Origin of the sequence: Lentzea sp. NBRC 102530 (assembly GCF_030269365.1) — a bacterium.
Lineage (GTDB): Bacteria > Actinomycetota > Actinomycetes > Mycobacteriales > Pseudonocardiaceae > Lentzea.
In genome coordinates this window covers 493,855-519,349 of record NZ_BSTF01000002.1, presented here as the reverse complement: position 1 = coordinate 519,349, position 25,495 = coordinate 493,855, and the positions used below count along the sequence as shown (strand labels likewise).

At 70.6% G+C, this 25,495-nt stretch carries 21 protein-coding genes, 1 pseudogene and 1 riboswitch; of the genes and pseudogenes, 13 read left to right on the top strand and 9 right to left on the bottom strand.

The window, feature by feature from the left end:
• Positions 1 to 122 precede the first annotated feature (122 nt).
• The 3 genes and pseudogenes from QSK25_RS05945 to QSK25_RS05935 form a co-directional block, all read left to right on the top strand.
• Positions 123 to 1,931, top strand: a pseudogene (locus QSK25_RS05945) (glycoside hydrolase family 3 protein); the annotation flags it as partial.
• Positions 1,932 to 1,955: 24 nt separating this feature from the next.
• Positions 1,956 to 2,345: a carbohydrate-binding protein gene (locus QSK25_RS05940; protein ID WP_285635255.1), complete on the top strand. Its 390-nt coding sequence runs from the start codon at positions 1,956 to 1,958 to the stop codon at positions 2,343 to 2,345.
• A 59-nt stretch (positions 2,346 to 2,404) separates the two neighbouring features.
• A riboswitch (cobalamin riboswitch) is annotated at positions 2,405 to 2,607 on the top strand.
• A gap of 21 nt (positions 2,608 to 2,628) precedes the next feature.
• A complete protein-coding gene (locus tag QSK25_RS05935) occupies positions 2,629 to 3,141 on the top strand; it encodes an acyl-CoA thioesterase (protein ID WP_285634206.1) in 513 nt (170 codons plus the stop codon).
• On the opposite strand, the gene QSK25_RS05930 is transcribed toward QSK25_RS05935, so the two are convergent.
• From QSK25_RS05930 to QSK25_RS05910, 5 genes are all read right to left on the bottom strand, one after another.
• On the bottom strand, positions 3,060 to 4,208 hold the full coding sequence (locus QSK25_RS05930; protein WP_285634203.1) for a glycosyltransferase 87 family protein: 1,149 nt from the start codon (positions 4,206 to 4,208) through the stop codon (positions 3,060 to 3,062). The genes QSK25_RS05935 and QSK25_RS05930 overlap by 82 nt on opposite strands.
• Positions 4,205 to 4,747 (bottom strand): VanZ family protein, encoded by a 543-nt coding sequence (locus QSK25_RS05925; protein ID WP_285634200.1) that lies wholly within the window; start codon positions 4,745 to 4,747, stop codon positions 4,205 to 4,207. The genes QSK25_RS05930 and QSK25_RS05925 overlap by 4 nt, the downstream gene beginning before the upstream one ends.
• A 119-nt stretch (positions 4,748 to 4,866) precedes the next feature.
• Positions 4,867 to 5,493 (bottom strand): response regulator transcription factor, encoded by a 627-nt coding sequence (locus QSK25_RS05920; RefSeq protein WP_285634197.1) that lies wholly within the window; start codon positions 5,491 to 5,493, stop codon positions 4,867 to 4,869.
• A complete protein-coding gene (locus QSK25_RS05915) occupies positions 5,490 to 6,509 on the bottom strand; it encodes a sensor histidine kinase (RefSeq protein WP_285634194.1) in 1,020 nt (339 codons plus the stop codon). Before QSK25_RS05915 ends, QSK25_RS05920 begins: the two co-directional genes overlap by 4 nt.
• A 69-nt stretch (positions 6,510 to 6,578) precedes the next feature.
• Positions 6,579 to 7,805 carry an aspartate aminotransferase family protein gene (locus QSK25_RS05910; RefSeq protein WP_285634190.1) on the bottom strand — a complete coding sequence of 409 codons (1,227 nt, stop codon included), beginning with the start codon at positions 7,803 to 7,805 and terminating at the stop codon, positions 6,579 to 6,581.
• Positions 7,806 to 7,882: 77 nt separating this feature from the next.
• Here QSK25_RS05910 and QSK25_RS05905 point away from each other — a divergent pair, with 77 nt between their 5' ends.
• The 7 genes from QSK25_RS05905 to QSK25_RS05875 all read left to right on the top strand — a co-directional run bounded on the left by QSK25_RS05905 (position 7,883) and on the right by QSK25_RS05875 (position 16,661).
• Positions 7,883 to 8,752, top strand: coding sequence for a LysR family transcriptional regulator (locus tag QSK25_RS05905; RefSeq protein ID WP_285634186.1), 870 nt, complete (start codon positions 7,883 to 7,885; stop codon positions 8,750 to 8,752).
• Positions 8,753 to 8,754: 2 nt separating this feature from the next.
• On the top strand, positions 8,755 to 9,738 hold the full coding sequence (locus QSK25_RS05900; RefSeq protein WP_285634183.1) for a LacI family DNA-binding transcriptional regulator: 984 nt from the start codon (positions 8,755 to 8,757) through the stop codon (positions 9,736 to 9,738).
• A 90-nt stretch (positions 9,739 to 9,828) separates the two neighbouring features.
• Positions 9,829 to 11,112, top strand: coding sequence for an extracellular solute-binding protein (locus tag QSK25_RS05895; RefSeq protein ID WP_285634180.1), 1,284 nt, complete (start codon positions 9,829 to 9,831; stop codon positions 11,110 to 11,112).
• Entirely contained in the window at positions 11,109 to 12,011 is a 903-nt protein-coding gene (locus QSK25_RS05890) for a carbohydrate ABC transporter permease (protein ID WP_285634177.1), read from the top strand. Before QSK25_RS05895 ends, QSK25_RS05890 begins: the two co-directional genes overlap by 4 nt.
• On the top strand, positions 12,008 to 12,838 hold the full coding sequence (locus tag QSK25_RS05885) for a carbohydrate ABC transporter permease (RefSeq protein ID WP_285634174.1): 831 nt from the start codon (positions 12,008 to 12,010) through the stop codon (positions 12,836 to 12,838). Before QSK25_RS05890 ends, QSK25_RS05885 begins: the two co-directional genes overlap by 4 nt.
• A gap of 5 nt (positions 12,839 to 12,843) precedes the next feature.
• On the top strand, positions 12,844 to 15,615 hold the full coding sequence (locus QSK25_RS05880; RefSeq protein WP_285634171.1) for a glycoside hydrolase family 2 TIM barrel-domain containing protein: 2,772 nt from the start codon (positions 12,844 to 12,846) through the stop codon (positions 15,613 to 15,615).
• Between the two features lie 41 nt (positions 15,616 to 15,656).
• The gene (locus tag QSK25_RS05875; protein WP_285634168.1) at positions 15,657 to 16,661 is read left to right on the top strand and encodes an LLM class flavin-dependent oxidoreductase; all 1,005 of its coding nucleotides are present in this window, start codon (positions 15,657 to 15,659) and stop codon (positions 16,659 to 16,661) included.
• Here QSK25_RS05875 and QSK25_RS05870 read toward each other — a convergent pair.
• The gene (locus QSK25_RS05870) at positions 16,609 to 17,925 is read right to left on the bottom strand and encodes a lanthionine synthetase LanC family protein (protein ID WP_285634165.1); all 1,317 of its coding nucleotides are present in this window, start codon (positions 17,923 to 17,925) and stop codon (positions 16,609 to 16,611) included. The two genes, QSK25_RS05875 and QSK25_RS05870, sit on opposite strands and share 53 nt — an antisense overlap.
• Before the next feature lie 19 nt (positions 17,926 to 17,944).
• On the opposite strand from QSK25_RS05870, the gene QSK25_RS05865 reads away from it, so the two are divergent.
• Positions 17,945 to 18,796, top strand: coding sequence for an aminoglycoside phosphotransferase family protein (locus QSK25_RS05865; protein ID WP_285634162.1), 852 nt, complete (start codon positions 17,945 to 17,947; stop codon positions 18,794 to 18,796).
• Here the strand turns inward: QSK25_RS05865 and QSK25_RS05860 are convergent.
• Both QSK25_RS05860 and QSK25_RS05855 read right to left on the bottom strand, forming a co-directional pair.
• Positions 18,768 to 21,968: an NACHT domain-containing protein gene (locus tag QSK25_RS05860; RefSeq protein ID WP_285634151.1), complete on the bottom strand. Its 3,201-nt coding sequence runs from the start codon at positions 21,966 to 21,968 to the stop codon at positions 18,768 to 18,770. The two genes, QSK25_RS05865 and QSK25_RS05860, sit on opposite strands and share 29 nt — an antisense overlap.
• 54 nt (positions 21,969 to 22,022) lie before the next feature.
• On the bottom strand, positions 22,023 to 22,415 hold the full coding sequence (locus QSK25_RS05855) for a hypothetical protein (protein WP_285634148.1): 393 nt from the start codon (positions 22,413 to 22,415) through the stop codon (positions 22,023 to 22,025).
• 296 nt (positions 22,416 to 22,711) lie between these two features.
• Between QSK25_RS05855 and QSK25_RS05850 the strand changes: the two genes are divergently transcribed.
• A complete protein-coding gene (locus QSK25_RS05850) occupies positions 22,712 to 23,362 on the top strand; it encodes a hypothetical protein (RefSeq protein ID WP_285634145.1) in 651 nt (216 codons plus the stop codon).
• Positions 23,363 to 23,375: 13 nt separating this feature from the next.
• Here the strand turns inward: QSK25_RS05850 and QSK25_RS05845 are convergent, their stop codons facing one another.
• Positions 23,376 to 23,876: a hypothetical protein gene (locus QSK25_RS05845; protein WP_285634142.1), complete on the bottom strand. Its 501-nt coding sequence runs from the start codon at positions 23,874 to 23,876 to the stop codon at positions 23,376 to 23,378.
• Positions 23,877 to 23,968: 92 nt separating this feature from the next.
• On the opposite strand from QSK25_RS05845, the gene QSK25_RS05840 reads away from it, so the two are divergent.
• Positions 23,969 to 25,495, top strand: a complete 1,527-nt coding sequence (locus QSK25_RS05840) for a hypothetical protein (RefSeq protein ID WP_285634139.1) — start codon at positions 23,969 to 23,971, stop codon at positions 25,493 to 25,495.

Sequence of the window (25,495 nt, the reverse complement as noted above, 5' to 3'; positions counted from 1 at the left end):
GGGAACCGGTCCTGGTTCCGGTTCCCCCGTGGTCTATACCACTAGGTCGACCGAGGTTACGCTGCGGTCAACCCTGTTGTGCCGCAAGGTAAACAGGACCTCGTCCCCCGGAGGTCTGCCCTGTGAGAAAGTTCCTGGCGGCCGCACTTCTGCTCAGTGCCGCCGTCATCCCCACCGGTACGGCCGCCGCGGCCGACCCGATCTACAAGGACCCGGCGCAGCCCGTCCCGGCTCGGGTGGCTGACCTGCTGAGCCGCATGTCGCTCGACGAGAAGGTCGGGCAGATGACGCAGGCCGAGCGCAACGCGGTCAGCAACGCGGACCTGACGAACTTCCGGATCGGGTCGCTGCTGTCCGGCGGCGGTTCCGCGCCGTCACCGAACAACGCCACGTCGTGGGCGAACATGTACGACAACTTCCAGCGCGCGGCGATGGCCACGCCGCTGGGCATTCCCATGATCTACGGCGTGGACGCCGTGCACGGGCACAACAACGTCGTCGGCGCCACGATCTTCCCGCACAACATCGGCCTCGGCGCGACGCGTGATCCCGGGCTGGTGCAGCGGATCGGCCGCGCCACCGCCGAGGAGGTGTCGGGCACCGGCATCGACTGGGACTTCGCGCCGTGCCTGTGCGTCGCGCGCAACGACCGGTGGGGCCGCACCTACGAGTCGTTCGGTGAGACGCCGCAGGACGCCACCGCGATGACGACGATGATCACCGGCCTGCAGGGCTCGAAGCTGTCGGACCCCGGCTCGGTGCTCGCGACGGCCAAGCACTACATCGGTGACGGCGGCACGACCAACGGCACCGACCAGGGCAACACGCAGGTCAGCGAGGCCGAGCTGCGGGCGACGCACCTGCCGCCGTTCCGCGACGCGATCGCCAAGGGCGTCGGCTCGGTGATGATCACCTACAGCAGCTGGAACGGCACGAAGCTGCACGGCCACAGGTATCTGATCACCGACGTGCTGAAGAACGAGCTGGGTTTCAGCGGCCTCGTCGTGTCGGACTGGAACGCCATCGACCAGATCGACGGCCAGCCCGGCTTCACCGCCGCCGAGGTGCGCGACTCGATCAACGCGGGCCTCGACATGGTCATGGTGCCGACCGAGTGGCGGAACTTCATCACCTTCCTCAAGCAGGAGGTGCAGGCGGGCCGCGTGCCGATGTCGCGCATCGACGACGCCAACCGCCGCATCCTCACCAAGAAGTTCGAGCTGGGCCTGTTCGAGAAGCCGCTGACCGACCGGAACTACACGCCGACCGTCGGCAACGCCGAGCACCGCGCCCTGGCCCGCGAGGCCGTGCGCAAGTCGCAGGTTCTGCTGAAGAACCAGAACGGCGTGCTGCCGCTGTCCAAGACGGCGTCGAAGATCTTCGTGGCGGGCAAGAGCGCGGACGACATCGGCTACCAGAGCGGTGGCTGGACGATCTCGTGGCAGGGCGGCAGCGGCGCGGTGACGCCGGGAACCACTGTGCTGCAGGGCATCCGCGGCGCGGTGTCGACGTCCACGACGGTCACGTACAACCGCAACGGCACCGGCATCGACGGCACGTACAACGCCGCGATCGCCGTCATCGGGGAGACCCCGTACACCGAGGGCGCGGGTGACCGGCCCGGCGGCCTCGGTCTCGACGCCGAGGACATCGCGACGCTGAACACGTTGCGCGCCACCGGTGTCCCGGTCGTCGTGGTGCTCGTGTCCGGCCGCCCGCTGGACATCGCGGCGCAGCTGCCGCAGTGGACCGCGCTCGTCGCGGCCTGGCTGCCCGGCACCGAGGGCAACGGCGTCGCGGACGTGCTCTTCGGCGACTACAAGCCGACCGGCACGCTGCCGTTCACGTGGATGCAGAGCGCCTCGCAGCAGCCGATCAACGTCGGCGACGGCAAGGCACCGCTGTTCCCGTACGGCTTCGGCACGCAGTTCCCGGCGACGCAGAACGCCTACAACATCATCGGCGCCTCGTACTACGACGAGCAGCGCGGCACGCAGGTCGAGCGGTGCACCGACTCCGGCTGCGGCCAGAACGTCGGCTACCTGACGCCGGGCGACTACGTGGCCTACGCGGACATCGACTTCGGTGCCACGCCGCCGACGTCGGTGACCACGCGGCTCGCGTCGGGCTCCACGGCCGGCGGCACGCTGCAGTACCGCCTCGACAGCCCGACCGGCCCGGTGGTCGCGACGGTGTCCGCGGCGAGCACCGGCGGCTGGCAGACGTGGACGAGCCGCACGGCCGCCGCGTCGGGCGCGACCGGCGTGCACCGGCTCTACCTGGTGGCGACCGGCGGCACGGGCGGCGATCTGGCGAACGTGAACTGGTTCCAGTTCGCCCGCTAGCGAGCTGCGTCGACGGGGGTCCCGACCACGCGCCGGGGCCCCCGTTCGAGCGTGCGGGTTAGGCTGACCGGGCTGACGGTTCGCTCCCCGCGACGGGAGCGAGGCAAGAGGGAACCCGGTGCGAATCCGGGACTGCCCCGCAGCGGTGAGTGGGAACGAAAGCTGCCAACGAAGCACTGGGCGAGAGCCCGGGAAGCGGCGGCCGGTAGGAGCGAGCGGTGCGCCCACGAGTCCGAAGACCTGCCGCCGGCGTTGCATCCGCACGCTCGCGAGGAGAGAGCCTGTGATCCACCCGGTGCTGCCCGGAAAGTCGCCCGCCGAGTCGCGGCTGACGCTGTCGCAGATCATGGACAACAACGACACCAACCTGATGGGCACCGTCCACGGTGGTGTGCTGATGAAACTGGCCGACTCCCTCGCGGGGGTGGTGTCGGCACGGCACTCCGAGGGCGCCGCGGTCACCGTGGCGATCGACGAGATGACGTTCCGGGTGCCCGTGCGCGTCGGTGACGTGCTGCACCTGCACGCGCAGATCAACTGGGCGGGCGCGACCTCGATGGAGATCGGGGTCAGGGCGCTCGCCGACCGCTGGGACAGCACGGTGCCCGCCGTGCACGTGGCGTCGGCCTACATCGTGCTGGTGGCGGTCGACGAGCACGGCGAACCGAGGGGCGTGCCCCCGGTCGTGCCGCAGACGGACGAGGATCGCAGGCGCTACGGCGAGGCCGAGATCCGGCGGGCCCACCGGCTGGCCCGGCGGGCGGCGATCGAGGACTCCCGCGCGCTGACGGGCTGAGCGGGCGGACGCGGCCGGGTGATCGTGCCCGGCCGCACCGCGCACCAGACCAGGAACGCGAGCGCCAGCCACACGTAGGTGTTGCCGACGAGGTGCTGCCACCACGTCCACGTCAGTTCCTTGTCCCCCGCAGTCGGCAGCAACCAGTGCGGTCCGACGGCGAACACCGCCGCCACCGCGATCCGCACCCGGCCGTGCAGCAGCACCAACGCCGGCGCGATCCACACCCAGTGGTGCGACCACGACACCGGCGAGATCAGCAGACCGGCGGCGGCGGTCGCCACGAGAGCCGTGAAGTCGTCACGCAGCCGCGGCAGCACGACCACGACCAACGCCAGCACCGCCACGACCGCGACGAACCACACGAACTGCGGTGCGCCGAGCCGGACCAGCAAGCCGCGCAACGACTGGTTCGCGCTGTAGGCGAGTCCGCCGACCCGGTCGGGATCGAGCATGGCGTGGAACCAGAACCGCCGGGACTGCCCCGGTGCGAGCAGCCAGCCGAGCGCGCCGCACGCCGCGAACGTCGCCACGGCGGTCAGTGCGGGCCGCCAGCGCCCGCGGCACAGGAAGAACAGCACGAACACGGCCGGGGTCAGCTTGATCGCGGCGGCCAGCCCGACGAGCAGGCCGCGGGGCCACACCGTGCGCGGCAGCAGGCAGTCGAGCGCGACCAGTCCGATCAGGACCAGGTTGACCTGGCCGAGGTCCGCTCCCCCGCGCATGGGTTCGAGCAGCAGGAACAACGCCACCAGGCCGTACCCGGCCCACGGGCGCATCGCCGCCGTGAAGAGCCCGATGCCCAGCGCCGTGAACAGAAGTGCCACCACGGCGAGGGGAAGCGGCGCCAGGGCGCTGAACACCACCGCCGCGAAGGGCGGGTAGGTGAACGGAAGTCCGTTCGGGGCCTGGAAGGCGGCGGTGTACAGATCGCTCCCGGTCAGCCACGCCTCTCCGCCCGCGAGGTACACGCGCAGGTCCAGCACACCGGTGCCGAAGCTCCGCACGAACACCCACACCAGCAGCCCGCCCGCGACCGCGGCCCAGAGCCGCCGCTGGACGGTCATCGGGCCACCTCGGCACGGTCGCGCAGCGCCACGAAACCCGCCGCGAGCGCGGCAGCCACCACTGCTCCCGCGCTGTTGTTGAACAAGTCCTGCGTCTCGCACAGTCCGCGCCCGGTCAGCGGCTGCACGACCTCGATCGCCGCGCTCAGCAGCACGGCCCCCACCGCGACCGCGAGCGGGCGGCGCGTCGCCAGCACCGCGCACCACACCAGCGGCACGAACAGCAACGCGTTCAGCAGCTCCGCCGAACCGTGCAACGAGAACCCGTTGAGGTGGCAGAACGCCTGGCCGGGTGCGGTCGCCCAGTCCGGCAGCGTGCGCGAGAACGTCACGCCGAGCACGACCCCGAGGAAGACACCCGCGAAGACGGCGGGCACCGGACGCCATCCGAACCGCCGTGCCGCGCACCGCGCGCCGACGCCCAGCACCACGGCCCCGACCACCACGCCCACCGCGATCAGCGGGTTCGCCAGCGCGTCCCCGACGGCGTCCCACGCCCACAGCACCTGCTCCAGCACAGCCCGAAACCCTTCGTCCACAACGAAATCCGATGTGGACGAGCCTGCTGGGCCGAGGGGTGCCGGTGGATCAGCCGGAGGGCACCGAGATCATGGCCGCTCGGACAGCGACGCGGACGGGACTGGCCGGATGGCCATGGTCATCCGGCCACCACGTGCGCGCGGAACGCCCACGCGACGACCTCGACGCGGTTGCGCGCGCCCACCTTGGTCTGCACCGACGCCAGGTAGGCCTTCACCGACGACACGGAGACCTTGAGCGCGACCGCGATCTCGTTGTTGCTCAGGCCCTTCGAGACCTCCCGCACGACCTCCAGCTCGCGTTCGCTCAGCACCTCGGCGTCGGCCGAGGCGACCGGGGGCGTCGACCGGCGCAGCACGCGCAGCACCACCTGGGGCGACACCAGGACGTCACCACGCGCCGCCGACCTGACCGCCTCGGCCAGCAGGCCGGGGCTCGCGTCCTTGGTGAGGAACCCGCACGCGCCGAGGTCCAGGGCCTTGTTCAGCACCTCGTCGCTGTCGAACGTCGTCACCACCACGACACGGGTGTGCGGGGCGAGCCGGCGGGTGACCTCCAGGCCGTCCAGGCCGGGCATCCGCACGTCGACCAGGCAGACGTCGGGCTCCAGCCTGCGCGCCTGCTCCACGGCGCTCACGCCGTCCGGCACGTCCGCGACGACGTCGATGTCGGGCTGCGTCTCGAGGATGAGCCGGAACCCGGCTCGCACCATGTCCTGGTCCTCGGCGATGAGCACGCTGATCACGCGCGGACCTCCAGCGGCAGCTCGGCGGTGACGAGCCAGCCCTCTCCCGTGGCACCCGCGAAGAACCGCCCGCCCAGTTCGCTCACCCGCTCCTTCATGCCCACGAGCCCGAACCCTCCCGAGTGCGCGGGGCGCGTCCTGCCGTTGTCCACAACGGACAGCAGCACCGCGTCGGCCGTCAGCCGCACGTCGACCTCCACGCTCGTCGCGTCGAAGGCGTGCTTGCGGACGTTGGTCAGCGCCTCCTGGACGATGCGCAGCACCGACCGCCCGAGCTCCGGCCGCACCTCGGTCAGTTCGATGCTCGTCCGCACCGGCAGTCCCGACTTCTCGGCGAGCTGGTGCAGGTCGGCGGTGAGGTCGGTGGTGGCGGTGTCGGTCCCGTTGTTCCGCAACGTCCTCACCATCGCGCTCATCGCCCCCAACGCGTCCGTGCCACCCTCCACGATTCCCGGCAGCATGGCACACGCCCTGTCCCTGTCCTGCTGCGCCACCACGAGCGCGGCCTGGGCCTGCACGAGCATCCCGGTGACGTGGTGCGCCACCACGTCGTGCAGCTCCCTGGCCATGTCGAGGCGTTCGTCGCGCCGGGCCCTCTCCTCCGCGGCCGCCGCCAACGCCGCACGTGACCGTTCCCGCATCCGCAGCAGCAGACCGGCAGCCGCCATGACGACGCTCAGGAACGTGATCAGCTGGACGGCGTCCGCCCGGCTCAGGGCCGGGTGCGGGCGGAAGAACGCGGCGTGGTCGACCACGGCGACGAGCACGACGACCAGCGGCACGGCCACCAGAGGCCGTGTCCGCCACGCGTGGGCGAACACGACGACCAGCACGAGCGACGCCTCGATGACGATCACCAGCGGGTGGGTGAACACCGAGGAGCCCACGCTGATGCCGCGGGTGTTGCTCAGGTGGATCGCCCGGTCGAAGCCGATGATCCGCCCGGTGACGACGAAGATCTCGACGCACAGCAGGACGGTGACGACGATCAGCAGCCTGCGACGAATTTCTCCCACACCCGTCGATCGTAGGAGGCGGGCCTCCACCGGGCCTCGGCTTTCCAGCCGAGCCGGATGGCCAAGTGGTCAGACGGACCCGATGGCCTCCTCCAGGATCGCGATCCCCTCCCCCAGTTCCTCCTCCGACGCCGTCAACGGCGGCGCGATCCGGAACACCCCGCCCATCCCGGGGATCTGCACGATGTTCATGTGCAGCCCCAGCTCCAGGCACTTCTGCGTGATCGGGGCGCTCAGCGACTCGTCCGCGATCTCCAGCCCCACCAGCAACCCGCGCCCGCGCACGTCCGACACCAGCGGGTGCCGCGCGGCGATGTCGTCCAGCCCGGACCGCAGCAACGCCCCGAGCTTGAACGCCCGCTCGTCGAGCCGCTCCTCCTCCAGCACGTCCAGCACCGTGTTGCCGACAGCGGCCACCAACGGGTCCGACACGTGCGTGGTGAAGAACAGGTAGCCGCGGGCGTGGGCCTCCGCCTCGATCTCGTCGGACGTGATCACGGCGGCCAGCGGCAACCCGGCACCCAGCGTCTTGGACAACGTCAGGATGTCCGGCACCACGCCGTCGCGTTCGAACGCGTACCAGGTGCCGGTGCGGCACAGGCCGGTCTGCGCCTCGTCGAAGATCAGCAGCATCCCGCGCTCGCGGCACTTCCGCTGCAACGCGGCGAAGTAACCCGGCGGCGGTTCCAAGATCCCGCCGGACGACAGGATCGGCTCCACGATGCACGCGGCCAGCGACCCCACCGACTGGGCGTCGATCAGGTCGAACGCCAGGTCGAGCTGCGCCTGCCAGTCTCCGGAGGGCGCGGGGATGGCGAAGTTGCCCGGCGTCGCGGGACCGTAGCCCTTGCGACCGGCGGAGTAGGTGGCGGCGGCCGCGGCGGCGGTCATGCCGTGCCAGGAGCGGGCGAAGGCGACGACCTCGTGCTTGCCGGTGACGAGCTTGGCCATGCGCAGCGCGGCCTCGTTCGACTCGGCGCCGGTGGTCAGCAACTGCACCTTGGACAACGTCGGCGGCAGCGTGCCGGCGAGGCGGCGGGCCAGGTCGACGACCGGGCGGCTGAGCATGCCGCTGAACAGGTGGTCGAGGTTCGCGATCTGGCGCTGGACGGTCTGCACGATGCGCGGGTGCGAGTGGCCGAGGATCGCGCTCATCTGACCGGACGTGAAGTCGAGGATCCGGCGGCCGTCCTCGGTGAACAGGTGGCTTCCCGACGCGCTGTCGATGATCTCGCGCGTGAACGTGCCGCCGTAGCGGACGAGGTGGCGGTCGACGTCGTCCCAGAAGGTGTCCATGCCGAAAACGCTAGGACGCGCCGAGCAACAGGTCCATCTCACAATCCCACGCTCGCTGTTCGGAAATACTGCACAGCATGACGCTCAACCCGTGGCGCCTGCGCCTGCTCAGCCAGCTCGACGCGCTGGGCACCGTGCGGGCCGTGGCGCAGGCCGCGAACCTGAGCGCTTCGAGCGTCTCGCAGCAGCTCGCGGTGCTCGAGAGCGAGACGCGCACGCAGCTGCTCGAACGGACCGGGCGGCGCGTCCGGCTCACCTCGGCCGGGCTGATCCTGGCCAGGCGGGCGCGCTCGATCCTGGACCAGATGGACGCGGTCGAGGCCGAGCTGCGCAACCTCAGCCAGGAGCCGTCCGGCCTCATCCGCCTCGGCGCGTTCCAGAGCTCGATCCACACGCTCGTCGTCCCCGCCCTGGGACAACTCGGCCACCCGCACCTCCACGTCGAGATCCTGGAGCTGGAACCGCACGCCAGCATGCCCGCGCTGCTCTCCGGCGACGTCGACGTGATCATCACGACCACCGACTTCGTCGAGCTGCCGGTGCCGAAGGACATCGACGTCGTGCCGCTCGGTGAGGACCCGATCGTGCTCGTCTCCCCACCGGGCCAGCCGAAGAACGACCTCGCCGCGTGCAAGGACGAGCCGTGGGCGTTCGACGTCCCCGGCTCGTACATGGCGAACCTCGCGACCAGGCTCTGCCGGCAGGCGGGGTTCGAGCCCAGGGTCGCCGGCCGGTTCAGCAACTACATGCTCACGCTCAAGCACGTCGAGGCCGGTCTGGCGGTCGCGGTGCTGCCCGCGCTGGCCGTCGACCGCCGGTTCGACGTGGTCACGAAGGAGCTGCCGGTGACGCGCCGGATCACCGCCGCCATCCGCCGCGACTCGCGCGCCGCGATCACCGCGGTGCTCGCCGCCCTGCATACTCGGTCGCAGTCGGACGAGAGGTGATCATGGGCAAGCGCGTCACGATCAACGACGTCGCACGGGTCGCCGGGGTCTCGCGGCAGACGGTGTCGAGGGCGCTCAACGACAAGGGCGAGATCGACGCGAGCACCAAGCAGCGGGTGCTCGACGCGGCCAAGGAGCTCGGCTACCGGCCGAGCCGGTTCGCGCGCGGCCTGGTGCGGCAGGACAGCACCACGATCGGCCTGGTCATCCCCGACCTGCTCAACCCGTTCTTCACCGAGGTCGCGGCCGGTGCGCTGGAGGCGGCACGGGCGCACGGCTGGCACGTCATCGTCTACGACACCGCCGACAGCATCACCGAGGAACGCGGCACGCTGGAGGTCGTCGCGTCCCAGGTGGACGCCGTGGTCGGGTACTTCAGCCTGCCCGAGTCCGAACTGGACGGACACCTCGGCGGCATGCCGGTCGTGCTGATCGGCCGCGACCACCACGAACCGCGGTTCAGCTCGATCCGCATCGACGGCGAGCAGGGCGTGCACGCGGCCATAGACCACCTCGTCGCCGGTGGTCACCGCCGGATCGGCATGCTCGACCACGCGGGCCGCGCCGACCCGAGCCTGCGCCGCGACTGGTTCGAGGACGCCATGACCAGGCACGGCCTGCACGCGCCGGTCGTCGGCAACGCCGTGCAGTCCGTCGACGGCGGCGCCGAGGCGTTGCGCCGGCTGCTCGCCGAGCACCCCGGCCTCACCGCGGTCTTCACCTACAACGACGTGATCGCGATGGGCGCGCTCAAGGCGGCCCGCAAACTCGGCAAGGCCGTCCCGAAGGACCTCGCCGTGATCGGGTTCGACGGTCTGCAGCTCGGCACGGTCGTCGACCCGGCGCTCACGAGCGTCGCGCTCGACACCCGCCGGATCGGCACTCTCGCGATCGAGCAGGCCGGTCGGCTGGTCGCGGGCGAAACGCCGTTGCCGACCGAAGAACTCCAGGTCAGCGCCGTTCTCTTGGTGCGCGAGTCCGCCTGACCCCTTGACAGGCTCACTCGACCGGCCCATGCTTCGCGCCAATCCGTGAACGTTCACGGGAGCGTTCACGGGCTCTCCGGAGGGTCCCCGATGACGTTGACTCGACGCAGGTTCCTGACCGGCGCGGCAGCACTGGGTGCGACCGCGCTCGGTGCGACCGCGTGCACCAGCCCGACCACCGCGAACCCGGGCAAGACCACGCTCTGGTACTCCACGAACGGTGTCTCGGAGAAGGTGCTCGACCAGGCCGTGCGGCGCTTCCCCGCCCAGCACCTCACGCCGAACGAGGTGAGCGGCGAACTGAACCGGCGGCTGCTCGCCGCCCTGTCCGGCGAGGCCTACCTGCCGGACATCACGATGCTCGGCGACGGCATCTCCACCTACTTCTCCGCCACCGACCGGTTCGCCGACCTCAACGCGCTCGGCGCGCGGCAGGACGAGGCGAACTACCTGCCGTGGAAGTGGCAGGCGGGCCGCAGCCCGGACGGCTTCCAGCTCGGCTTCCCGATCGACACCGGACCGGCCGCGCTCTACTACCGGCACGACCTGTTCGCCGAGGCGGGCCTGCCGGCCGAACCGGACGCGGTCGCCGCCGCACTGTCCACCTGGGACGACTACTTCGAGTTCGCCCTGCGGGTCAAGGACAAGCTCCCCGGCCGGTACCTCATCACCGACACGAAGATGGTGTTCACCTACTCGCTCGCGCAGGAGGAGCAGAAGTACCTGGACCGGCAGAACCGCTACCTGGAGGACCAGTCGCAGGTGCGGCGGGCATGGGACCGCGCCGTCAAGGCGTTCCGGATGGGCCTCACCGCGGGCTATGCGGGATCGGCCACCGGTGAGGGCGTCGACCGGCGCGCGGCCTGGACGAACGGCAAGGAGGTCGCGTTCGTCAACGCCTCCTGGATCACCGGCAACCTCAAGCGGTCGGCGCCGGGCACGTCCGGGAGGTGGCACGTCTGCCAGGCGCCCGGCGGTCCCGGCAACCAGGGCGGATCGTTCCTCGCGATCACGAGGTACTGCCCCGATCCGCAGGGCGCGTACGACATCGTGAAGTGGCTGATGTCGCCGGAGAACCAGGCCGCGGCCTACCTCGAACTGGGCCTGTTCCCGTCCAGTCCGGCGGCCTACTCCGACCCGTCCGTGCTGGCACCCGAGGAGTTCTTCGGCGGCCAGGCGACGATCGGGGTGTTCGGCGCGATCGCGGAGAAGGTCCAGCCGGTCTACTTCTCGCCCTGGGACATCACGATCTCCGACACCTACACCGACGAGCTCACCAACGTCGAGGCCGCGGGCAAGGACCCGGAGCAGGCCTGGGAGGACGCGCGGACCGCCGTCGAACGGCTGCTGCGCCGGCAGGGGGTGCTCGCATGACCGCCGCCGTCAGCGCGCACCGCAGGTGGAAGTACCTCCCGCAGTACCTCGCGATCGCGCCGTTCTTCGTGCTGTTCGCGATCTTCGGCGTCTACCCCGTCGGGTACTCGCTGTGGCTGTCGTTGCAGCGCTGGAACGGCGTGAGCGAGATGAAGTTCGTCGGGCTGGCGAACTTCCGGTTCCTGCTCACCGACACCGCGTTCTGGGACGCGATCGGCAACACCCTGCTCATCTGGGTGATGTCGACGATCCCGATGCTGGTGCTGTCGATGCTGGTGGCGCTGGGACTCAACTCGTCGGTGCGGCACAAGGGTTTCCTGCGGGTGGCGTACTTCCTGCCCAACGTCACGTCGATCGTGGCGATGTCGCTGGTGTTCGGCTCGTTCTTCTCCAGCGAGTTCGGCGTGCTGAACTGGTTCCTCGGCCTCGTCGGCGTGGATCCGGTGCAGTGGCTCACCGATCCGTGGGCGATCCGGATCGCGATCTCGTTGATGATCATCTGGCGCTGGACCGGCTACAACGCGATCATCCTGCTGGCCGGCCTCCAGGCGCTGCCTCAGGACGTCTACGAGGCCGCGAAGCTCGACGGCGCCGGTCCCGTGCAGACGTTCTTCCGCGTCACGCTCCCGTTGCTGCGCCCGGTGCTGCTGTTCTCCGTGGTGATGTCGGCGATCGGCGGGCTGCAGATCTTCACGGAGTCGCAGATCCTGCTGGGCGACCGCGGCGGCCCGGAGGGCGCGGGCATGACGATGGTCCTCTACTTCTACAACACGGCGTTCGCGGACAACGACTTCGGCTACGGCGCCGCGATCGCGTGGGGCATCTTCGTGGTCGTCGTGCTGTTCTCGATCCTCAACTGGCGGCTCGTGCAGCGCCCGGCCCGTGGAGGCGAAAAGTGAACCGGACCGCGAAACCCGGCACCCTCCTGACCTACGGCGCGATGGTGGTCGGCGCGCTGATCACGCTGTTCCCGTACTACCAGCTCGCGGTGATGGCCTCGAACACCACCGCGGACATCTACTCGTCGCCGCCGACGTTCTGGTTCGGCGGGCACCTGTTCGAGAACATCGGCGAGGTGTTCGCGAAGATCGACTTCTTCGGGTCGCTGCTCAACACGCTCGTGGTGGCGATCGCGACGACGGTGCTCGTGCTGTTCTTCGACTCGCTGGCGGCCTTCACGTTCGCCAAGTACGACTTCCCCGGCAGCAACGTCCTCTTCGGAATCCTGCTGGCGACGTTCGTCGTGCCGACGCAGCTCGCGGCGATCCCGCAGTTCGACCTGATGGCGAAGTTCGGCCTGGTCGGCAGCCTGAACGCGTTGATCATCCCGGCCGCCGCCAACGCGTTCGGCATCTTCTGGATGCGGCAGTACGCCCGCGGCGCGATCTCCGACGAGGTCCTGGAGGCGGCGCGGGTCGACGGCGCGGGCTTCTTCCGCACCTACCTGTCGGTCGGCCTGCCGGTGCTGCGGCCCGCGCTGGCGTTCCTCGGGATCTTCACGTTCGTCAACGCGTGGAACGACTACCTGTGGCCGCTGGTCGTGCTGATCGACTCGAACCACACGACGTTGCAGGTGGCGTTGTCCCAGCTGAACGGCCTCTACTTGCAGGACTACGCGGTCGTGATGGCCGGGACGCTGGTGGCGATCGTGCCGCTGGTGATCGTGTTCCTGTTCGGGGCCCGGCACTTCATCCGCAACATCGCCGCCGGCGCAGTGAAGGGCTGACCAACTTGCTGTCGTACTTCGAGGACATGGGCCCCGCCTTCGGTGCGGTGCCGCCGCGCTCGTTCTTCACGTCCGACGCGGCCTCGCTGTCGCTGGACGGGAAGTGGCGCTTCCGGCTGTCACCGCACGCCCACGCGCCGTTCGGGGCGGAGGCCGACGACTTCGACGACAGCGGCTGGGCCACGATCACCGTGCCCGGTCACTGGCAGTTGCAGGGGCACGGGTCGCCCGCGTACACCAACGTGCGCTACCCGTTCCCCGTCGATCCACCCCACGTGCCGACGGAGAACCCGACCGGCGACCACCGGCTGACGTTCGACCTGCCCGGCGGCTGGCCCTCCGAACCGGCGGTGCTGCGGTTCGACGGCGTCGACTCGTGCGGGCTGGTGTGGCTCAACGGCGTCGAGCTCGGCGTGACGCGCGGCAGCAGGCTGCCCACCGAGTTCGAGGTGGGTCACCTGCTGCGCGCCACCGGGAACGTGCTGGTGGTGCGCGTGCACCAGTGGTCGGCCGGCAGCTACCTGGAAGACCAGGACATGTGGTGGCTGTCCGGGATCTTCCGCTCGGTGACGCTGCTGTCCCGCCCGCGCGGCGGCGTCGCGGACTACGAGGTCCACGCCTCCTACGACCACCTCTCGGGTTCCGGCACGGTGTCCGTCGAGGGCGGGATGCTGTCCGTTCCCGAACTCGGCGTGCGCGACCTGCCACCAGGGCGGTCCCTCTCGCTGCCCGTCGAACCGTGGAGTGCCGAGCACCCTCGGCTCTACCACGGCGTCGTGCACACCGACGTGGAACGCGTGCCGGTGCGGATCGGCTTCCGCACGGTCGCGATCACCGATGGCGTGCTCACGGTGAACGGTGCTCGTGTCGTGTTCCGCGGCGTGAACCGGCACGAGCACCACCCCCGTCTCGGCCGCGCGGTGCCGCGGGAGACCGCGCTGCAGGACGTGCTGCTGATGAAGCGGCACAACGTCAACGCGGTGCGCACCAGTCACTACCCGCCGGACCCGTACTTCCTTTCGCTGTGCGACGAGTACGGCCTGTGGGTGATCGACGAGTGCGACCTGGAGACGCACGGGTTCGACCAGCTCGGCTGGTCCGGCAACCCGAGTGGCTCTCCCCAGTGGACCGAGTCCTACCTGGACCGGATGCGCCGGATGGTCGAGCGGGACAAGAACCACCCGTCGATCGTGCTGTGGTCGCTCGGCAACGAGTCCCACACCGGCGCGAACCTCGCGGCGATGGCCGAGTGGACCCGCGACCGCGACCCGTCCCGGCCCGTGCACTACGAGGGCGACCACGACTGCGCGTACGTCGACGTCCACAGCCGCATGTACGCCTCGCACGCCGAGGTCGACGAGATCGGCCGCACGCGGGCGCACGGGTTGCCGTTCGTGCTGTGCGAGTTCGCCCACGCCATGGGCAACGGGCCGGGCGGGATGCTGGAGTACCGCGAGCTGTTCGAGCGGTACCCGACCGTGCAGGGCGGGTTCGTCTGGGAGTGGATCGACCACGGGATCGCCCGCGACGGGCACTTCGCGTACGGCGGCGACTTCGGCGAGCCGTTGCACGACGGGAACTTCGTGATCGACGGGCTGGTGTTCCCGGACCGGACGCCGTCGCCGGGGCTGGCCGAGTTCGCCAAGGTCTTCGAGCCGGTGCGGATCACGGCGGGTGAGACCGGGATCCGGGTCGAGAACTTCTACGACCACATCGGGCTGGAGCACCTGAGGTTCGACTGGGTGCTGGAGGAGGAGGGCGTCGAGGTCGCCGCGGGCACGCTCGACGTGACGACGAGCGAGGAAGTCCCGTTTCCCGACCTGCCCGGCACCACCGGCGAAACGTGGCTCACCGTCCGCGCCTCGCTCACCTCCGCCACTCCTTGGGCCGAGGCCGGACACGTCGTCGCCTGGGGCCAGCTCCCCGTCGCGGAAGCCGAACCGACCCCGTTCACCGGCGCCGAACTCGTCCACGTCGGCGCCGTCCTCCGCCACGGCCCCGGCGAGTTCGACCCGGTCACCGGCGTCCTGACCAGGTTCGGCGGCTTTGCGCTGCGAGGGCCGCGCCTCGACCTGTGGCGCGCCCCCACCGACAACGACCGCGGTGGCGACCACCCCGACGAGCGGGCGTGGCGCGACGCCGGCCTGCACCGCCTCCAGCACCGGGTGATCGACGTCGACACCCAGGAGTCCGGACTGGTCGTCCGCACCCGCGTGGCGCCGCCCGCCCTGGGGTTCGGCCTGCTCACCGACTACCACTGGACCGCGTCCGGCGACCGCCTCAGGCTCCAGGTCGAGGTCACGCCGGACGGCGAGTGGCCGTGCCCGCTCCCCCGCCTCGGCCTGCGCATGGCGCTGACCAGCGCGGACGTCGTCGAGTGGTTCGGCCTGGGACCGGGCGAGGCGTACGCCGACAGCCGTCAGGCCGTTCGGGTCGGCCGGTTCTCGTCGACCGTGGACGCGCTGCAGACGCCGTACGTGTTCCCGCAGGAGAACGGCAACCGCGCCGAAGCCCGCTGGCTCACCATCGGCGGGCTGAAGGTGGAGGGTGACCCGACCTTCGACTTCACCGCCCGCCGCTGGACCAGCGAGGACCTCGACGCGGCACGGCACACCGACGAGTTGGAGCCCCGTGACCAGGTGTTCCTGAACCTCGACCTCGCTCAGCACGGCCTGGGCACGGCGTCGTGCGGGCCGGGCGTGCTGCCGCAGTACCGGCTGTACGCGCAGAAGTGCAGCTTTGCCGTCACCTTCGTCTCAGCATCCGGACTTAGTTGAGACGTCACCTAAACTGGGAGGAGACGCTGAAGGAGGGTTCCGTGCCGCGGAAGTCAGAGCCGTTGCGAAAGCTCGGTTTTCTCACCATCGGGCTGTTCGACGAGCAGGATCCGGGTGCGGGTCACCGGTCCACGCTCGACGTCATCGTGCTCGGCGAGGAGCTCGGGTTCGACAGCGCGTGGGTGCGGCACCGGCACCTGCAGTTCGGCATCTCCTCGCCGGTGGCGGTGCTCGCCGCCGCGTCCCAGCGGACCAGCCGCATCCAGCTCGGCACCGCGGTCATCCCGCTCGGCTGGGAGAACCCGCTGCGGCTCGCCGAGGACCTCGCGACGGTCGACGTGCTGTCCGGCGGGCGGCTCAACCCCGGCGTGAGCGTCGGGCCGCCGATGCACTGGGACGACGTCAAGGGAGCGCTCTACCCGGAGACCGCCGACGTCGAGAACTTCAGCTACGACCGGGTGAAGCGGCTGCTGGACTTCGTCGGCGGTGAGAAGGTCGCCTCGTTCAGCGGCGTCGAGGGCATCGAGGTCTGGTCGGACCGCGTCCAGCCGCACGCGGCCGGGCTGCGCGACCGGATCTGGTACGGCGGCGGCAGCCTGCGGTCGGCGCGCTGGGCCGGCGAGAACGGGCTGAACCTGCTGGCCAGCAACGTGATCCAGTCCGAGGGGTCGCTCGACTTCGCCGAAACCCAGAGGACGCTCATCCAGACGTTCCGCGAGCACGGCGGCGGCCGCGTCTCCCAGGGACTCGTGGTGATCCCGACCGACTCGGCCACTCCCGAGCAGCGCGCGAAGTACGAGGCGTACGTCGCGGGACGGTCGGACCGCGTGGGCAAGACGTTCGGGCCGCGTGACTTCATGTTCGAGGGCGACATCGTCGGCACGTCCGCGGAGATCGCCGAACGCCTCTACTCGCACGCCGGGTTCCAGGAGGTCGACGAGGTGGCGTTCGCGCTGCCGTTCAGCTTCGAGCACGAGGACTACGTGCAGATCCTCACCGACATCGCGACGAAGCTCGGCCCGGAACTGGGCTGGCAGCCGAGCTAGTGTCCTGCGCCCACCACGTGTCGATGCGCGGCACGGACCGCGCATCGCCGTCCGCCACCCGGTCGGCGTGGAACAGGAACCCGGCGATGCCCGCCGCCCCCTGCATCCAGCCGATTCCGGGCGGCAGCACCGGGTCGTCGTCGCGGTGCTCCAGGAACCGCCAGCACACGCCCGCCCCGTCCCGCACGGCGTGGTCCACCACGACGTCGGCCAGGCGCAAGGCGAAGTCCGTGTGCTGCCCGGAATCGAGCAGCACGTCACCGACGCCCGCCGTGCCGCAGCACCGGCCGTCGTTGTCCCAGAACCCGGGGTACTTCCGTTCCGGCAGTCCGGACACGACGACGCTGTGCAGGCTTCGCCGCCGCCACTCCCCCACGTCGACACCGGCCACTTCGGACACTCCGGCGTGCCGCAGAGCGGGCCACAGCAACGAGGTCCCGGTCGGCCCGTGGCACCAGCCGTAGCTGAACCCCTCGACCTCCGGAATCGCCGGTATCCGCACCGGCACGCGGAAACCGCCGTCGGAGGTGTCCCCCAGCGACACCAGGTGCTCGGCACCCGCGGCAGCGGCGGTGACGAGATCCGCCCGCCCGAACTCCGCTCCGCCCAGCGCGAGCGCCGTCGCGACACCCGCGAGCCCGTGCGAGAAGTTCGGGAACTCCCGCTGTGCCAGGCAGAACCGGACCGGCACCGTCCGCCAGTTCAGCCCGCCCGGCACCTCTTCCCGTTCCGCCAGCAGCACGTCGGCCGCGAGGCCCGCGAGCTCCCGGGCACCCGTCACCCCGTGCCGATGGGCCCACACCGCGCCGAGCAACACCCCGGCCGTGCCCACCGTCAGGTCGTGCACGCGAGCACCCTCGTGGTACCGCGGCGGACCGAACCTCTCGTGTGCCCAGCCGTCCGGCGTGGCCAGGTCCAGCAGCCGCGCGACGACGTCGTCGGCACCGGCGACGTCCAGCGCGGTGAGCACGCTGATCGAGCTGACCAGCCCGTTGAAGAAGCTGGGTTCACCGGACCGGTTCGCCCGCACCCGAGCCGTGATCGTCTCCGCCAGCTCCTCTTCCCGCGCCGTCCACGCCCGGACGAGCCGGATCTCCGCCAGCACGTGCGCGAGCCCACCGACCCCGGCGTACGTGCTCGCACGCCACTCCGGCGGCAGGTCGCCGCCGGGGAACTCCGGGATCCAGATCCCGTCGTCGTCCTCCCGGACCTCGTTCAGCACCCAGCGCCACGCGAGTTCAGCGGTCCCCCGGAACGTCCCCATGGTCACTACCTTGGCGGAGGTGACCTTGCAACGCATCCTCGATTCCGCCGGGTTGTCCGACGCGACGGCGACACCTTTGGGCGGCGGCACCTACAACTCGGTGTTCCGGATCTCGGCCGCCGAAGGCGAGTTCGTGTTGAAGATGGCGCCGCAGGACCAACCGGGCCTCACCTACGAACGGCGGCTGATCAGCACCGAGACGCTGTTCTGCCGGCTCGCGTCGAAGGTCGCGCCCGTCCCCGAGGTCGTCCACACCGACGACACCACCGCGCTGCTGGCCACGTTCCTGCCCGGCGAGCCGGTGTTCGGCCGGGACGTCGACCGGCCGTTGATCCGCCGCCAGCTCGGCGAGGCCGTCCGCGCGGTGCACGAGATCACCGGCCCCGGCTTCGGCTACCCGCAACTCGGCCTGCACGGCACGTGGACCGAGGCGTTCCTCGGCATGTACGCGGCCGTGCTGGCTGACGCCGAACGCTTCGGCGTGCGCCTGCCGACCACCGACATGGGCCGGCACGCGAAGGCGTTCGACGAGGTGCGGCGCCCCTCCCTCGTCCACTTCGACCTGTGGGACGGCAACGTCCTCGCCGACACCGGACTGTCCGGACTGGTCGACGGCGAACGGGCGTTCTGGGGCGATCCGGTCGCCGAGTTCGTGTCGCTCGCCCTGTTCGGCACGATCGAGGACGACCACGACCTCCTTCCGGCCTACGGCTTCGAGTTCACCGACTCCGCACGCCTGCGCCTGGCCGCCTACCAGGCGTACCTCTACTCGATCATGCTCACCGAACGGGTCCCGCGCGGCAGCTCCGACGAGGCGTTCGAGCGGGTGCTCACGGACGCGCTCACCACGGCTCTCGATCGGCTGCGCTGACCGAGGAACCTCCGTTCATCCCGAGGACGTGCGCGGTCGCGCGGGCGCAGTCGGCGCGGAACCCGTCCCGTGCCTGCGGTGACAGGCGGATCAGCCCGTGCCGTACGGCACCGCTCCAGACCGCGACAACGTCCCGGTCCGGCGTGGTCAGCTCCAGCAGCCGGTCGAGCAGGTACCGGACCTTTTCCTGCGCGGGGAGTTCGTGCGTGCGCAACACCATCTCCATCGCCGGATCGGACGTCACCCTGGCGCAGGTCGCCACGGCGGCGAACACCTCGGGATCGTCCGGCCGGGCGTGCACCAGCCCCCAGGCGATGCGGCGGAGGTTGTGCACCGGCAACGGCACGGTGCCGTCGAGGCGGTCGACGGCTGCCGACACGAACTGCTCACCCGCCAGGTTCGTCACCAGCCGGATGAGCTGTGGTGACAACGCTCCGTCCACCGCCCTCAGCATCAGGCTCTGCAGGGCGGCGCCGACCGGTCCGGTCAGCAAGCCGGGGTCGATCTCCAGCATCTGCAGCACGGTCTCCGTGGCCGGTCCGACCTCGGTGAGCCGCGCCGCCAGCGCGTCCAGGTCGTCCAGCGGAGGTGCGCTGTCGTCGCGGTAGAGGTCGGCGTGCACCTCGTCCAGCAGGCGGTTCACCCACGGCACGCACAGGCCGATCTGCACCAGTTCCGCGCGGGCGGCCACCCTGACCCGCCGGTCCTCGTCACTCAGCGCGACGCCGAGCAGTGCGGACACGCCAGCGTCGTCGAGTGCGGCGCTGAGACTCGCCGCGAGGCCCGCGACCGCCGCTTCCCGGTGTCGTGGATCGCCGGCACCGAGCGCCTCGGTGAGATCGGCGCGGGCCGCGGCGGCTCCGGTCCAGCCCAGCGCCTGCGCGGTCGCGATCAGCGAAGGGGCGCGGCGCCGCGCTTCCCGCAGCACCTCGACGTCCTCGGTGGACAGTTCGCGCAGCACCGCCCGGTCCGGGTGACTGACGGGCAGCCCTCGGGCGAGGCGTTCGCGGATCGCGGCCACCGCCAGATCCGGCGCGACGCGGTGCAGTGCGGCGGCGGCGCCGTCCGCCACCCGCCGGTAGACGATCGCCGCGCGCAAGGCCGCGTACCCCGGCGGCCCGCACCACGCCAGCGCGTGCCAGGTCGAGGCGCGGTAGCCGTGGTCGTCGGCGGCGGCCCGCACCAGTTCGGTCAGCTCGGACGAGTCGGCGCCCGGCGTCAGCGCGAGCACCCTGACCAGGTGTTCCGCTGTCAGGAACCCCACGTCGTGCAGGCGCCGCACCAGTGCGGTGATCTCGGCGTGCCCGCCCGTGGTGCCAGCGCTCGCCGCCGTGAACGCCGTGGCGAACCAGCCGAGCCCGTCTTCACCGCACGCAAGCCGCCGCACGACCTCGGTGACCGCGCCGGGGCGTTCCGCCTCGATCCCCAGCGCGAAGTCCAGCACGTCCGTCCACTCAGGACACGCCCACGCCCGTGCGCCGACCAGGTCCTCGACCTCGGCGGCCGGGAGCGTGACGAGCTTCTCCGCCACGACGAACTGGTGGACGCTGCGGTGGATCCAGCCGATCGGAGCGTCGTCGCCGCCACCCCACGGCACCAGCACGCCGAACGCCCGCGTGGCGTCGAACACCCGGCTGCGCGCCGCCGTGACGGACCCCAGCGCGCGATCGAGCACCACCTCGCACTCGTCGATCGGCACAGCGTCCCGCCACGCCCGCTCGCTCGTCGCCATGTGCCAGCCGAGTTCGCGGAACGCCGTGCGGAAGCGGCCGCGCAGTCCGGCGTCCTGGCGCAGCGCGGGAAACGGTGACGGCGAGCCGCTCTTCCACTCCAGCCGGTAGAACCGGTCGACCACCTGCTGGTACAGGCCGCTGCGGTGGGTGACGACGTGCTCGGTCTCCGCGACCCACGCGCAGAAGGCCGCCACCAGCGGGATGCCTGTCGCGGCACGGATCGCGGACAGCGGCGCGAGCACCGCTTCCAGTCTGTCCCAGGGGACCTCTCCATCGCGCAGCGCGTACCACCGCTCCCACAGCGCACGCACCTGCCGTTCCCCCAACGCACCCAGTTCGAAGAAGACGGTCTCCTCCGAGCCGAACGGCGGCACGAACCCGGCAGGCCTCGACGTGAGCAAGACGGTCGGACCGGACTTGGCGAGCAGCGCCAAAGCTTCCGCGACCGCGTCCCGTGCGCCGTCCTCGAACACCTCGTCGCAGGCGTCGATCAGCACGTGCGCGGCGGGAGTGCCGGAGTCGACGCGGGCGGCCAGATGCGCGCGCAACCGCGAGTTGTCGCGGAGTTCTGGGAACGAACACAGCGCGGCGCGGGCGATGCCGTCCGGTGACGGTGTGTCCGACCAGGCGTCGGCAAGTTGATGGGCGTGCGCGAACAGCGGCAGCTCGACCGCGTTCACCGGCACTCCGGCGTCCAATGCGGACAGTGCGGCCTCGCACAGGCGCAGTGCGTGCTGGCGCAGCAACCAGGTCTTGCCGAACCCGGCGTCGGCGAGCACGACACCGAGGCGGACGTCGCGCACGGCGTCGCGCCACCGGGTCTCGCCCTCCGGCACGAACGGGCTCCGCTCCGGCACCTCGTCGTGCACGGTGACCCGGCGTTCGAGGTAGCCGTCGCCGAGCGTCCGGTACGGCAGCCAGGAGCCGGTGCCGTTCACCAGGTCCGCCAACGCCTTGAGGTAGGCGCGCAGGTCGAGTTCGGTGATCGTCATCAGGTCACCGGTGAGCCGGGTGATCACCCCGAGGTCCTCGACGGCGTTGCGGTGGCGCAGCCGCCAGTACTGGGCGGCGGCCAGCCCGGCCAGGTCGTCCGGGAGGCGCGCCGCGGGAAGGCGCGGGGTGGCGTCGAGGAACACCGGGATGACGGTGATCCCCCACTGCCGGGCAAGCACCAGTTCGCGCCGCACCCAGTCGTCCGGGTGGTCGAGCCTGCGCGTCCCAGCGGCGTCGCGCACGTCGAGCCACTGCGACCCGATCACCGCGAGGACGACGACGCAGTCCGCCAGCCTCGATTCGATTTCCCTATCGAAATCCATTCCGGCAGGAATAGATCTCGACGCCAGGAAGACGCGGTCCTCGCCGAACACGCCGGCGAGGTGCCGGTCGATCAGAACGGCAGCGAAATCACCGTCGCCGGTGCGGTAGTTGATGAAGATCATGACCGCCGCCGAATCCGTCCGCAGGAAGTGGACAAATCGTGGACGAATTGATGGTCACGCACCCTTCAGCCAATTCGCCGCCGAGTCCGCGTTGCTCAGCTTGCGGGCCAGCGCCGCCTCCTTGCGCCAGGCCAGCTGGGCGTGACCCATCACGCCGTAGTGGCTCGTCCAGTGCGACGTCCAGATCGACACCTCGCACTGCGCGGTGCCGCTGGTGGTGAAGTTGACCGAGATCGTCGGCGGCCACTTCCGCAGCCTGGGCTTGAAGTTCAGGTGACCGGGGCCTTCCACCTGACTCCACATGACACCGAAGTGCTCCATCACGAGCTGCCCGGCCTGCTGCTCGCTCAGCGCTGCCGTGACATCCAGCTGAGTACGCGCCCGCACCTGGGTGAAAATCGCCCAGCCGAGCAACAAGATGATCACCAACACCCACAACGCTTCCACGTTCCGCTCCTCTGCCCGTCAATGCCTGACCGGTGCATCGCCGACTGCTCTCCGGACGTTGCAAGAAATAGGTGACAATTTTTTGGACGCACCCGGTAACGCCGAGACACCGGTCAGACGAAGTGAAAGAAGAGCACGTCGAGAACGCCGGAGACGGAACGAAGAGGTGACCGGGATTGATCGCCTGCGGCAGTTGCGGTGGCACCGTCCGACCGGGACTGAACTACTGCACGAATTGTGGTGCACATCTGCGGCAGGCACCGGCCGCCGTCGCCGTCCACACCGCACCCGGACCGGTGGGGGCCCCTGTCTGGCCACCGCTGTCACCGCCGCCCGTGCGCGCGGTGCGGCCACGCGGCCCGTCCTGGGCGCTGACGGGTGGGCTGGCGACCGTCGTCGCCGTCCTGGTCGTCATCGTGTTCGCCCTGGCCGCGCAGGACGGCTCGACCCGGAACACCGCGGGTACCCCTTCGGCAGGCCCGACGCCGCCCGCCTGGCAGACCACCGCACCGGTGACGACGGTGCCGCCCACGACAACGACCCAGCCCGACGTGTTCACCAGCGACGCCCTCGCGCGGCAGGCCCTGGACCAGCGGGTCGCCCGCGACCGGGCGTCGGTCAACGCGCTCGTGGGCGTGTGGATACCGCAGCTCTCCTCGAAGAAGTACGGGCTCGTCGTCAACAGCGCGACGTTCGGCTACCAGGAGATCTGGGCCGACTACCGCGCCGTGCAACGCCGCTACCCGGAGGCGCTGCTGCTGTGGTCCGGCGAGTTCGCCAGCTACGACGGCAAGGACTTCTGGGTCACCGTGGTGCCCCGCACGTTCAGCGAGGGCGCCGAGGCCAACTCCTGGTGCGACGCCCAGGGCATCGGCAAGGACGACTGCTACGCCAAGAAGCTCCTGCTCACAGGCACGTCCGCCGGCACGACCGTGCTGAGGAAATGAGATGGCGGCACCGTCACCTCCACTGCATCGATCCCAGCATCGAGCACCAGTGCCACTCGTACCCGGCCGCACTCACCTGCGGCACCCTCAGCTCGCCGTGCAGCGGGAAGCGGGGACCGTCGGCGACGAGCCGCGAGACCCGCCACCCGCCAGGGAGGTCGAGGACGAAGACGAACGCGTTCTGCCCGCCGACGAGCACCCTCCGCGACTCCACCACCACTCCCCGGTAGAGCGCCGGCAACTCGCGGACCACCGAGCCCGACCCGTCGAACGCGCCGTGCTGCGGCCAGAACTGCACCTGCGGCACAACCGTCGTGTGCGGGGCTGTGAGGGTTGCGAAGACGTGGTTCTCCTGGTCCGCTCCGGAGCCGTCCACGAGGCCTCCGCCGTCGACCAGCTGCCACGGCCACGGGTAGCCGAACCGGAACGCACCGGGCACGTCGACCCAGCCGTCCTTCGGCAGCCGGTCCGGGATCGGTTGCCCGCCAACGGGGTTGAAGAACCTGCTGAGCACCGCGACCTCCTCGCACCGGGTGCCGCCGACGATAGGCCCCGACCCGCCGGTTGCGGAAGAGGTTCCGGCACAACGACTTCCGGAGGTGCGTGGTGAGCGGGCTCGTGCTCGGCTGGCAGGCGGTGGCCCACGGTCCGATGCCGGTCAGCCCGTACTTCGACCGACCGCCACCCGCCTCCGGCATCGACCCGGCGCAGGCCAACGCCCTGTGGCGCAAGCAGGTCGAGGACGACCAGCAGCGGATCATCACCTTGCACCACACCCAACCCGCGTGGTACCCGGTGATGGTGTGGGACGACGTGCCCCTGCTGCCGGTGTTCGGTGGCACGGCGGCGTTGTGGTCAAGCCTGTTGGTCACGTTCTCGATGTCGTTCCCCGGCCGGGTGCGCCTGGTCAACCTCACCCAGATGGACCTGTTCGACCCGGTGCGGCGCGCGCCCGGCGTTCCTGCCGTCCGGTCCGACGTGCTGTCCGCCCGGGGCTCCACAGTGGACGTCTTCGGCAAGCGCACGCCGGACGAGCTCGCGGCGCTCGTGACGGACGTGCTGCGACCGGCCGCGGGCGGACAGGGGCGCAACGACGCGTTGCGGGCCAGGCAGGAACTCGGCCGTGTGCAACAACTCCTCGACGTTTCCAACGACCTGGTCCGGCTGCGCGACGCGATCGCGTTGCTGCTCGGGCACCCGCCGCGGACGATCACCACCTCGTTCAGCCGGCGCGAGGACAGCGACCTGCGCGACTACCGCGCCGACGTCGTGAGCGGCAGCCAGCACGTGGCCGCCCGGCTGAACGACCTGCACGGCGACCTGGCCGGGTTGCTCGCCTACGCCCGTGATCCCGCCCGCGCGGCCAGGACGTCCGGCGGCGGCCCGTTCCGCGTCCGCACCTACGAGGCCGAGCGCGGCGGCAGCACGCAGGACGCGGAACTCGCGCGGGAGTTGCTGGCCCGCACGTCGATGCTCGCGTTCGCGGCCCCGTACAAGCTGCCGGACCTGCTCGTCGTGGCGGGTGCCGAGGCACTCGCCCCCGAGGTGCTCGACGCGCTCATGAGCACCTCGCAACGTCCAGGCAAACAGCTGGTCCTTCTGTGGGGCAGGGTGACCCAGGAGGCGCAGACCGTCGTCGGGCACGGCGGCGCCGACGCCGCGCTGTGGGCGAGACTGCCGAACCGGCAGGACGCGGAGTTCGCCGCCAACCAGTTCGGCAAGGAGTTCACCTTCGTGGTCAACGGTTTCTCGTTGTCGGAGAACGAGACCGAGCAGTGGAACGAGTCCCAGGCCAAGACCGTCGGGGTCAGCACCAGCACCAGCCGGAGTTCCGGGTCCAGCAGCAGCGGGACGCTCACCGGCGCGCTCAACTTCGGCCGCAACTTCGGCAAGTCCGTGTCGACCTCGTTGAGCACCAGCACCAGCACGACGCACGGGACCGGTGGTTCGACGGGCGTCACCAGCCAGACGAGCTGGGGACGCGTGCACGAGCACGTGGTGCCGCCGGAGACGTTCCAGCGCCTCGACGACGGTGTCGCGCTGTACCGCAACGGCCGCACCGCGATGATCACGTTCTGCGACCCGGCGATCGCCCGGTCCGGCCGCACGTCACCGACACCACTGGGACCGTGA

Coding starts and splice junctions, on each gene's coding strand:
- QSK25_RS05930 (WP_285634203.1), bottom strand. CDS start 4,208: ATGACCGTCCAGCGGCGGCTCTGGGCCGCGGTCGCGGGCGGGCTGCTG.
- QSK25_RS05910 (WP_285634190.1), bottom strand. CDS start 7,805: ATGGACACCTTCTGGGACGACGTCGACCGCCACCTCGTCCGCTACGGC.
- QSK25_RS05905 (WP_285634186.1), top strand. CDS start 7,883: ATGACGCTCAACCCGTGGCGCCTGCGCCTGCTCAGCCAGCTCGACGCG.
- QSK25_RS05900 (WP_285634183.1), top strand. CDS start 8,755: ATGGGCAAGCGCGTCACGATCAACGACGTCGCACGGGTCGCCGGGGTC.
- QSK25_RS05895 (WP_285634180.1), top strand. CDS start 9,829: ATGACGTTGACTCGACGCAGGTTCCTGACCGGCGCGGCAGCACTGGGT.
- QSK25_RS05890 (WP_285634177.1), top strand. CDS start 11,109: ATGACCGCCGCCGTCAGCGCGCACCGCAGGTGGAAGTACCTCCCGCAG.
- QSK25_RS05870 (WP_285634165.1), bottom strand. CDS start 17,925: ATGGGGACGTTCCGGGGGACCGCTGAACTCGCGTGGCGCTGGGTGCTG.
- QSK25_RS05860 (WP_285634151.1), bottom strand. CDS start 21,968: ATGATCTTCATCAACTACCGCACCGGCGACGGTGATTTCGCTGCCGTT.